The 9,578-nt window shown below is 70.4% G+C and carries 10 protein-coding genes; 4 read left to right on the top strand and 6 right to left on the bottom strand.

What is annotated here, in order from left to right:
• Positions 1-656, top strand: a 656-nt coding sequence (locus G6027_RS06900; RefSeq protein WP_241726890.1) for an amidase family protein, incomplete at its 5' end; no start/stop codon positions are given.
• A 121-nt stretch (positions 657-777) separates the two neighbouring features.
• On the opposite strand, the gene G6027_RS06895 is transcribed toward G6027_RS06900, so the two are convergent.
• The 3 genes from G6027_RS06895 to G6027_RS06885 are packed head-to-tail and all read right to left on the bottom strand — an operon-like array spanning position 778 to position 4,465.
• Positions 778-2,382 (bottom strand): ABC transporter substrate-binding protein, encoded by a 1,605-nt coding sequence (locus G6027_RS06895; RefSeq protein WP_182636525.1) that lies wholly within the window; start codon positions 2,380-2,382, stop codon positions 778-780.
• Entirely contained in the window at positions 2,379-3,416 is a 1,038-nt protein-coding gene (locus G6027_RS06890) for an oligopeptide/dipeptide ABC transporter ATP-binding protein (protein ID WP_182636524.1), read from the bottom strand. The genes G6027_RS06895 and G6027_RS06890 overlap by 4 nt, the downstream gene beginning before the upstream one ends.
• Positions 3,413-4,465 carry an ABC transporter ATP-binding protein gene (locus tag G6027_RS06885; RefSeq protein ID WP_346995652.1) on the bottom strand — a complete coding sequence of 351 codons (1,053 nt, stop codon included), beginning with the start codon at positions 4,463-4,465 and terminating at the stop codon, positions 3,413-3,415. Before G6027_RS06885 ends, G6027_RS06890 begins: the two co-directional genes overlap by 4 nt.
• Before the next feature lie 167 nt (positions 4,466-4,632).
• Between G6027_RS06885 and G6027_RS19455 the strand changes: the two genes are divergently transcribed.
• Genes G6027_RS19455 through G6027_RS06870 form a run of 3 tightly spaced genes read left to right on the top strand, consistent with a single transcriptional unit; the run spans position 4,633 to position 7,466 of the window.
• Entirely contained in the window at positions 4,633-5,751 is a 1,119-nt protein-coding gene (locus G6027_RS19455) for an ABC transporter permease subunit (protein ID WP_182636523.1), read from the top strand.
• On the top strand, positions 5,744-6,739 hold the full coding sequence (locus G6027_RS06875) for an ABC transporter permease (protein WP_346995651.1): 996 nt from the start codon (positions 5,744-5,746) through the stop codon (positions 6,737-6,739). The genes G6027_RS19455 and G6027_RS06875 overlap by 8 nt, the downstream gene beginning before the upstream one ends.
• Positions 6,740-6,770: 31 nt before the next feature.
• Positions 6,771-7,466 carry a TetR family transcriptional regulator gene (locus tag G6027_RS06870; RefSeq protein ID WP_346995650.1) on the top strand — a complete coding sequence of 232 codons (696 nt, stop codon included), beginning with the start codon at positions 6,771-6,773 and terminating at the stop codon, positions 7,464-7,466.
• 7 nt (positions 7,467-7,473) lie between these two features.
• Here the strand turns inward: G6027_RS06870 and G6027_RS06865 are convergent, their stop codons facing one another.
• From G6027_RS06865 to G6027_RS06855, 3 genes are all read right to left on the bottom strand, one after another.
• Positions 7,474-8,667 (bottom strand): FAD/NAD(P)-binding oxidoreductase, encoded by a 1,194-nt coding sequence (locus G6027_RS06865; protein WP_182636522.1) that lies wholly within the window; start codon positions 8,665-8,667, stop codon positions 7,474-7,476.
• A gap of 2 nt (positions 8,668-8,669) precedes the next feature.
• Positions 8,670-8,936, bottom strand: a complete 267-nt coding sequence (locus G6027_RS06860) for a hypothetical protein (protein ID WP_182636521.1) — start codon at positions 8,934-8,936, stop codon at positions 8,670-8,672.
• Between the two features lie 33 nt (positions 8,937-8,969).
• On the bottom strand, positions 8,970-9,578 hold a 609-nt coding region (locus G6027_RS06855), incomplete at its 5' end, for an aspartate dehydrogenase domain-containing protein (RefSeq protein ID WP_182636520.1).

The following is a 9,578-nucleotide window of genomic DNA, read 5'->3' as shown; positions in this document are numbered from 1 at the left end:
GCATGCTGCGCGTCGCGCCCGGTCCGTTCCCCACCGACCCCGCCTGCAGTGCCGCGGTCGATCACACCGCCGGACTGCTCGCCGGGCTCGGCCACGACGTGGGCGAGGTGGAGCTGGACGTCGACGTGCTGGAGGGGATGTCGGCCGTCGGCGCCATCATGGGCGCCCAGCTGCGGGCCACCATCGACGCGCGCCTCGCCGCGCTGGGGAGGGACCTTCACGACGACGACATCGAGCCCTGGACCCGGGTGATCCTCGACAACGCCATGACCCACTCCGCGCCCGACGTCGCCCGGGCCCTGCAGACCGCCACGCGGACCGGCTGGCGCGTGGCCGAACTGTTCGGCCCCGACGGCGTGGACGTGCTGATGCTGCCGACGTTGCCCTCCACCACCCCGGAGCTGGGCTACCTCGACCCCACCGACCCGGAGGCGATGTGGACGCGGTCCTCGGCGTTCTCGGTGTGCACGAGCATGTTCAACCTCTCCGGGCAACCGGCCATCTCCCTGCCGCTGGCCTCTGACGACCGGGGCTTGCCCGTCGGCGTGCAGCTGGTCGCCGACTACGCCCGCGAGGACGTGCTGCTGCGCCTGTCGGGGCAGCTCGAGGCCGCCGCGCCGTGGGTGACGGTGGCGCCGGGGTACGAGGGATGGTGACGCCCGTTCCGGGCAGAGACGTGCCCCGGGCTCTCGACTGTGAGCGAGAGCCCGGGGCACGTCGGTGTGGTGCGGTGGTGGCCCCTCAGGCCTGCGGGCCTGAGGGGTCACTCCTCGACCGTCACTCGGTCACGAACGCCCCGTCGTAGAGAACCGTCGAGGACAGCGTCGGGGTGAGGCCACCGACGGTGTCGGAGACCGTCACGTACTGCTCGGCGTTGGCCATCACGGTGAACGGCTGCACCTCGTTGAAGACCTCCTGCAGGCGGGTGAGCGCCTCCTTCTGGGCGTCGAGGTCGGCGGCGGCCTTGAGGTCGTTGATGGCCGCGGTGAGCTCCGGGTCGTCGATCCCGGTGATGTTGGTCGCCCCGGTCGGGAGCATGCCGCTGGCGAAGGCGGCCGCCGGATCGGCATCCGAGGTGGCCAGTCCACCGATCACGATCTCGAAGTCCCCGGTGAACTGACGCGCGGTGACCTGGGAGACCGGCGCGTTGTCGATCACGACGGTGAACCCGGCCGCATCCAGCAGCGCCTTGGCCACCACTCCGGCCTCGATGTTCTCGGGACCGTCGCCGATGAGCATGCGCAGGGTGCCGTCCCAGTCCGGGGTGTCGGCCTTGACCTCCTCGACCAGGGCCCGCGCCGCCTCGACGTCGTACGACGGCCCTTCCTGGCCGTCGTACAGGCGGGAGGAGTCGGCGACGAGCGCGGAGGTGGCCTGACCCTCACCGTTGTACAACCGCTGGTTCCACAGGTCGCGGTCCAGCGCGGCGGCGACGGCCTGGCGGGCGCGGACGTCGGTCAGGACGCCGTCGTATCCGGCCTTGCCGGAGTTCATGTTGATCACCGAGCCGGAGCTGATGATCTCCTCGAAGCCGCGGACGTCGTCATCCTGGGCCATGTTCACGAACTTGGCGCCGCGCAGGAACCCGACCTGGACCTCGCCCGTCTGGAACGCGTCATAGGTGCCCTGGGATCCGGGGATGCGGATGAACTTCAGGGTCGGGCAGACGGGGCCCCCGTAGTACTCCGGGTTGGGCTCGAGCACGGTCTCCTGGTCCGGCGTGAAGTCGGCGACTGTGAATGCGCCGGCGCCGATCGGGTTGCTGGCCCACTCCTGCGGGTCGGCGGCCTCGTAGGCGTCCCGGGGGATGACCTCCCCGACGGTCCCGGCGAGCGTGATGGGGAACCCGGCCCACGGGTCGGCGAGCGTGAACTCGACGGTGAGCGGGTCCACGACTCGGGCGTCGGTGATCTCCATGGCCTCGGTCATCGCGACCGACCGGGTGGCGGGGTCCTTGTGCAGGCCCACCGTGAACGCGACATCCTCCGCGGTGAGCGGGTCGCCGTTGGAGAAGGTCACACCGTCACGCAGGGTCAGGGTCCACACGGTGTTGTCGTCATTGGACTCGAGGGACTCGGCGAGCTTGGGTTCGAACTCCTCGGCCTCCGGGTTCCACACCATCAGCCGGTCGTAGACGGCCGCCGACTGGGCGCCGCCGCGGACGCCGTACTGGCCCTGGCCGGGCGCGAAGCTGGGGAGCATGGAGAACTCACCCACGGTGATCGTGCCGCCGGCGCGGTCCTCGGTGCAGCGCTCGGACTGGTCCGGCGCCAGGCCCTCCCCGCCGGCCGCGGTTGACGAGTCGTCCCCGCCTCCGCCACATGCGGTCAGGGTCAGGGTGGCCGCCGCTAGTACGGCCAGTGCGCTGGTGGTGCGCTTCATCGGTTCTCCTCGAGAGGGTGGTGGCACGCGACCTGGTGGCCGGGTGCGATGACGGTCAGCTGTGGGCGTTCGGCGGCGCAGATCTCGGTGGCCCGGGGGCACCGGGTACGGAAGCGACAGCCGGACGGGGGGTCGAGCGGGGAGGGCAGCTCCGAACTCGTGGCGGTGATCGGCGACTCGCCGAGCGTGTCCGCGAGGGTGCCGCCGAGCGTGGGGGCCGACGAGATGAGCAGCATCGTGTACGGGTGGGCGGGCGCGCGGTAGAGGGAGGAGGTGTCGGCGACCTCGCACACCGTGCCCAGGTACATCACGGCCACCTGGTCGGCGATGTTGTGCACCACCGACAGGTCGTGGGAGATGAAGACCATCGTCAGCCGGTAGCGCTCCTTCATCTCCTCGAGAAGGTTGAGGATCTGCGCCTGCACGGAGACGTCGAGCGCGGAGACCGGCTCGTCGCACACCAGCACCTCGGGCTCGAGCACCAGCGCCCGCGCCAGCGCGATGCGTTGACACTGCCCGCCCGAGAACTCGGACGGACGCCGGTCACCGGCGTGCTCGGGGTCCAGACCCACCGCCTCGAGGGCCGCGTCGACCCGGCGCCGGATCTCCTCACGGCCCCCGTCGACGCCCTGGATCTCCAGGCCCTCCGCCACGATGTCCCGGACCTTCCGGCGGGGGTTGAGCGAGGAGACGGGGTCCTGGAACACCATCTGGATCATCTTGCGGGCCCGCTTGAGGGATGCCCCGGACAGCGAGCACAGGTCGGTCTCGTCCACCACCACGCGGCCGGAGGTGGGCCGGGGTAGCTGGAGCAACGCGCGACCGAGGCTGGACTTGCCGCAGCCGGACTCGCCGACCAGTGCCAGCGTCTTACCGCGGGGGACGTCGAGCGAGACGTCCGAGACGGCGTGGACCGTGCCCTTACGCGTGTGGTACTCGACGGTCACATGGTCTACGACGAGCTTGGCGTCGCCGGGCCGCCCCGCCTCCGACGGGGTGCGCGCATCGGCGACGTTCTGACTGGAGCCGGTCATGAGGCCTCGCTGTTGGTGCGGTGGTGGGCGGGGACGGTGGGGTGGAGGCATCCGACGCGGTGGACGGCGGTCGCCGCGGGGTGACTGGTCGACACCGTGGCCAGGTCCTCGAGAGGGGGGTCGACGACGAGGCAGTCCTCCGCCACCCGTGGGCATCTCGGGGCGAACCGGCATCCCGGCGGCATCTCCCGCAGGTTGGGCGGGCGCCCCTCGATCACGGTGAGCAGGGTGTGCGGAGGCAGGTCCGGTCGCGGGATCGAGTCCAGCAGCGCGCCGGTGTAGGGGTGCGCGGGCTCGTCGAGCAGCGCCCGGGTGTCGCCCACCTCGAGGAACCGGCCGGCGTACATGACCCCGATCCGGTCGGTGTGCTGCGAGACGACGGCCAGGTCGTGGGAGACCAGGATCATCGCCATGTCCCCGTCGGCCTGCAGCCCGTGGAGGAGGTCCAGGATCTCGTGCTGCACCGTCACGTCGAGCGCGGTGGTGGGCTCGTCGGCGATGAGCAGCTTGGGCGAACAGGACAGGGCGATGGCGATCCCCACACGCTGGCGCATGCCACCGGAGAGCTGGTGGGGGTACTCGGTGAGGCGGGCCCGGGGCGAGGGGATCCGGACCCGCTCCAGGAGTTCGACCGCGCGGTCGGCCGCCTCCCGGCGACCGAGCCCCAGATGGTGCCGCAGCGGGTCGATGATCTGCCGGCCGATGGTCCGGATGGGGTTGAGCGAGGTGAGCGGGTCCTGGAAGACCATCGCGATCTCGCGGCCCCAGAACTTCTGCGCCTCGCGCTGGGACAGGGCCAGGACGTCGCGGCCGTTGAACCGGACCGTCGAGGCGGGATCCACCCGGGCGGTGGTGGGGGCGATGCCCATGATCGAGCGGACGAGCATCGACTTGCCGGAGCCGGACTCGCCGACGATGCCGATGGTCTCGCCGCGGCGCAGGGAGATGTCGACCCCGTCGACGGGCGTGATGCGCCCGGAGGGGGTGTCGATGTGGGTGCGGAGATCCCGGACCTCGAGCAGCAGGTCGTCCCGGTCGTTCGACGACACGGGTCTGCGGGGTGGTGCGGCGGCGATGACGGCCTCCTCGGTGTGATGGTCCGGTCTAAGTCATCTACTTAATCCGTCTTGCTGTGACGAGTATCACGACATATGGTGGCTACGTCAAGACGACTAAGCAACCGCCTCAGGCGGTGTCTCAACCGAAGGGTCTCTACGTGCTCAGGTTCATTGGCGAACGCGCGCTGCACGCGGTCGTCGTCGTCGTACTCGCCGCGACCGGCGCGTTCTTCCTCATGGAGGCGGTGCCGGGCGACTCCGCGGCCTCGGCCGTCGGCCCGGGAGCCACCGCGGAGCAATACCAGCTGGCGAGGGAGGAGCTGGGGCTGGACAAGCCCGTGTGGACCCGGTTCTCCGACTGGGTCGGGGGGCTGGCCTCCGGCGATCTCGGAAACTCGCTCGTCCCGCCCAACCAGTCGGTGGCGGAGATGATCGGCAACGCCCTGCCGGTCACCATGCAGCTCGCGTTCCTGTCGATCATCCTGTCGCTGGCGATAGCGGTGCCGGTCGCCGTGTGGTCGGCCTACCGCCGCGGTGGGGTGTTCGACCAGGTGGCCTCGATCGTGGCGTTCGCGTTCATCTCGGTGCCCAGCTTCGTGGCCGGCCTCCTGCTGATCTACCTGTTGGTCTTCAACCACTCGCTGGCGCAGCAGTTGATCCTCGGTGCGGCGGTGGTGATCGGCCTCGCGGTGGCGTTGTCCCCGCTCAGCAGACGCGGCGGGCCCGGGTCACCCGGGGTGATGTGGGGCCGGGCCCTGATCGGCGGCGTCGGCGTGGGTGCGGTGCTGGCCCTGTTGGCCCTGTTCCTCCCCGAATTCCCGCGTCAGGGCTACGTGCCGCTGGCCGACGGGCTGGGGGAGAACCTGCGGAGCATCGCCCTTCCGGCCATCACCCTCGCCCTGATGGAGGTCGCGATCTTCACCCGAGTCCTGCGGACCGACATGATCTCCACCCTCCAGCAGGACTTCGTCCTCTCGGCGCGCGCCAAGGGCATGCCCACCCGGCATGTCCTCGTCGCGGAGGCACTGCGACCGTCCACTGTCTCCATCATCACCCTCGCCGGCATCAGCCTGGGCCGGCTCATCGGCGGGACGGTGGTGGTCGAGCGGCTGTTCAACCTCCCGGGCATGGGCAGCATGATCGTCGACGCCGTCCAGAACGACAACCTGCCGGTAGTCCTGGGCGGGGTGATCGTGATCGCCGTGTTCTACGTCCTGGTCAACATGACCGTCGACGTCACGTACGCACTCATCGACCCGAGGATCCGCCGTGGCTGACACCGACTCGACCCGCTCCGACGCCACCCGCTCTGACGCCACCCGTCCCGGGGCCGCCCCGGCCGGCGGTGTCGCGGGGGACCCTGCCTCGACCGCCCCCGTCGTCGCGGACACCACCGTGGCCGCGGCCACGCCGGTGCGCCGCCGACCACGGATGCCCCGGGTGTCCGGACTCGGCACCGCGCTCGCGCTGGGCTGGACGATCCTCATCGTTCTGGGCGCGCTGTTCGTGGACTTCCTGCCGCTGAGCGAGGCGCGCGATCCGTCCCTCGCGCTGATGACGCCGTCGACCCTCGCCCCCGACCTGTTGTCCGAGCACCCACTCGGCACCGACAGCCAGGGCCTGGACATCCTGGGAGGCCTGCTCTACGGCGCCCGGGTGTCCCTGGTCGTGGGTATCGGCGGTGTCCTGGTCGGGGCCCTGATCGGTGGCGCGCTCGGGTTGGTGGCCGGCTACCGGGGTGGGTGGACCGACCGCATCGTCTCCATCATCACCGACACCCTGCTGGCGTTCCCGTCCCTCATCCTGCTCATCGCCATCGTCACGGTGCTCGACCCGACGCTGCCCAACATCACCCTCGCCCTCGGGATCATGGTGGTCCCGGCCTACGCACGGCTCGTCCGGGCCAACGCGATGAGCTTCGCCGGTCGGGAGTTCGTCACCGCGGCGCGGTCGCTCGGGGCGGGCGAGCTGCGGATCATGCTGCGGGAGGTCACCCCGAACATCGTCCAACCGGTCTTCTCCTACAGCTTCATGCTCGTCGCCGTGCTGATCGTGGCCGAGGCCTCGCTGAGCTACCTGGGGCTGAGCATTCCCCGGCCGGAACCGACGTGGGGCAACATGATCAGTGCCGGTCAGTCCGATTTCCAGCGACACCCGTATCTCGTCGGGGTCCCGGCGGTCGTACTATTCCTGACGGTGCTCAGTTTCAATCAGCTGGGCGAGGCGGCAGGTCGGAAGTGGAGTCCCGGTGCAGCGAAGATCTGATGAGACCACAGCCGAGGAGAGCGCAGCCGACGTGACCGGCATCTCCGAGGACTCAGGGAATGCCGAGGAGTCCGGTGACTCCAGGGAGGCCGGTGATTCCAGTGAGGCAAAGGACGCCAAGACGGCGATGATCGAGGTCGCCGAGAAGATGATCAGCGAGCGGGGGCTGGACGACGTCTCGATGCGCGATGTCGCGACGGCGGCCGGTCAACGCAACAATTCGGCGGTCCAGTACCACTTCGGTAGCCGCGACGGGTTGATCCTGCAGGTGTTGCGTCGCCGCATCATCTCCCTGGACTCCGCCCGGAAGGCGCGGCTGGCCACGGCCGACGAGCAGGGACTGGGCTACGACCTGCACACCCTCGTCGGGGTGCTGTTCGAGCCCATCGTCGAGCTCCTGCGCACCCACCCCGAGGCCACGCACTACGCGCGGTTCCTGCAGCGGGTCGGGCCGGTCATGGCACCCGGCATCCCGGAGGCGGATCTGCGGACGGCGACCGACGACGTGGTGGTGCGGCTGATCGACGTGCTCTCCCACCTGCCGCGGCGGGTGGCGTTCGAACGCATCGACCTGGCCACCCAGATGTTCACCGGGGCGCTGGCGGTCTACGAGGACCGTCGGGACGCCCGCAACACCGTGGTCAACGCGCGGTTCGAGGAAGTCGTGGCGCACCTCTACGACATGATCGAGGCCGCACTGTGTGCCGGGGCCGGGTCGCGGGACTGACCCGCTCTCAGACCCGACCCCGAAGGAGCTTCCGGAAGTAGACCACCGGCTGCAGGTATCGGTCGAACGCGTAGGTCGAGCGTCTGGGCACGGTCAGGTCGATCCCGCGCACAGACGGCGCCGGCCGGCCGTCCCGGTCGTGCTCGACCAGCATCAGTCGGTCGCGGCTCACGGCGATCGGGATGATCGTGTAGCCGTCGTACCGTGAACCGGGGCCGCCGTCCCGGGCCGCGCGCAGGTTGTCGGCGACCACCGCCACCTGGGACCGCAACGCCCCACCGGACGGGCGGGTATCGATGGTCGCGGCGTCGCCCAGACCCCAGACCGAGTCGACTCGCGTGTGGCGCAGGAGCCGGGGGTCCACGTCGACGAGCCCGGCGTCACCCCCGTCGGACAACCCGGCGTCGGCGATGAACTTCGGCGCGCGGCTCAGAGGTGTGACGTAGGCCAGGTCGACGTCCTCGATCGTGGTGGGGACCGGGCCGTCGAGCGTGACGGTGCGGGAGTGGTGATCCACGGCGGCGACCTCGGACCCCTCGTGGACGGTGACGCCGTACTCCCGGAGGTACGAGTGCAACCGCGAGTCGCACGGTTCGAGTCCGAGCAGTCCGCGGAACGGGGTCACCAGGTGCACATCGATACGATCGAGCACCTTCTCGCGCCGCCAGCGGTCACACGCCAGGAACATGGCCTTGAGCACGGTCCCGCCGCAGGAGGCGGGTTCGGGTGGCACCGAGAACACCACGGTCCCCTCACGAAGGCGGACCAGCGCGGCGCATGCGCGACCGGCGTACTCGGGCACGTGGGCCGATGCCGCCCATCCGGCGACGTAGGCCTTGTCCAGTCCGGGGATCGCGTCCCACCGAGGGGTCAGGCCGGGGCAGACGATCAGGTCCTCGTAGGTGACAGTGGGGCCCTCCTCGCGCGGACCGAGGGTGACGGTGTGGGCGTCCGTGTCGACCCGCCCGGCCAGGTGGGGGAGCAGTTGTACGCCGGCGGGGACGACGCTCGTCATCGCGCGTTCGTACCGCCTCATGGGTGCCAGGCCGGTGGCGGCGTAGTTGAGCATCGGCCGGTAGCGGTGGACGGGACTCGGGTCCACCAGAGCGATGTTCTGCCGGCCGTCCCGGCGCAGGCGCGCCGCCAGGGAGACCCCGGCGTTGCCCGCTCCGATGATCACGGTGTCGAACGCGGCGGACATGATCAGAACACTTCGTATGCGTAACCCGCGAGCCCGATGACCAGGAGGAGGACGACGAGGACGATGACGACGATCGCGATGTACGCCCCCTTCTTGGACGGCGTCGGGGTGGGGCTCTGCTGTTGGGTCGGGCTCTGCTTCTCCGTGGCGCTGTCGGACTGCATCGACGTGGAATCGGAGTCCGGGGTCTGCGGGCCGTCGGGCGAGCCGCCGCTGTCGAGATCGGGGCTCTGGCCGGGGTCGGGGTCGGAGGGCCGTGCGTGGGTCATGGGACACCTTTCGTAGCGGCTGGGTCCTCCACGCTATGGCGTCACCCGGACACCATCCACCGGTCGGGCCGCGCCCACGACCACCACCCCGGGTCCGGCCCCCGCCCTGATCGAGGTGAGGACCCCGGCCACCGACCACGCCGTGATCGCCGAGGTCCGGCCGCCGGAGTCAGGATCGACCGCGTTCTCGAAACACATGTCGTAGCGGCCCACCGGGGACTTCCACTCCACCACGTGTCGGGTTCGATGCACCTCGGGGTCGGCCACCACGATCGCCTCCACGCGGTCCAGGCCAAGGGTCGCGAGCGCGAGTGCCACGGAGGCGTTGGAGGTGCGGGGGAACTCCAACGCGGCCTGCCGCGCAGATCCGCGGAAGACCTCGAGTGGGGCGTCCAGGGCCTCCTCGACACCCAGGGCCGCCGGGCTCTTGACGGTGAAGTGGCGAAGGGCGGCACGATCGGTGCCCGCCCTTGCCGCCGCCGCGAGGACGTCCAGTCCGCCCACGGCCCCGGCGGGGACGAGGACGCGGCCCGGGCCGTCCCCGATGAGGTCCTGTGGGTCCTCGTGCCGAGCGAACACGCCGCACGAGCACACGATCACGTCCTTGCCGGCCCCCGTGACACGCGGGATGAACGCCTCCGC

It is taken from the genome of Dietzia sp. SLG310A2-38A2, assembly GCF_014145095.1.
In the GTDB taxonomy this organism is placed as follows: Bacteria; Actinomycetota; Actinomycetes; order Mycobacteriales; family Mycobacteriaceae; genus Dietzia.
This window is presented reverse-complemented; position numbering and strand designations above follow the sequence as displayed.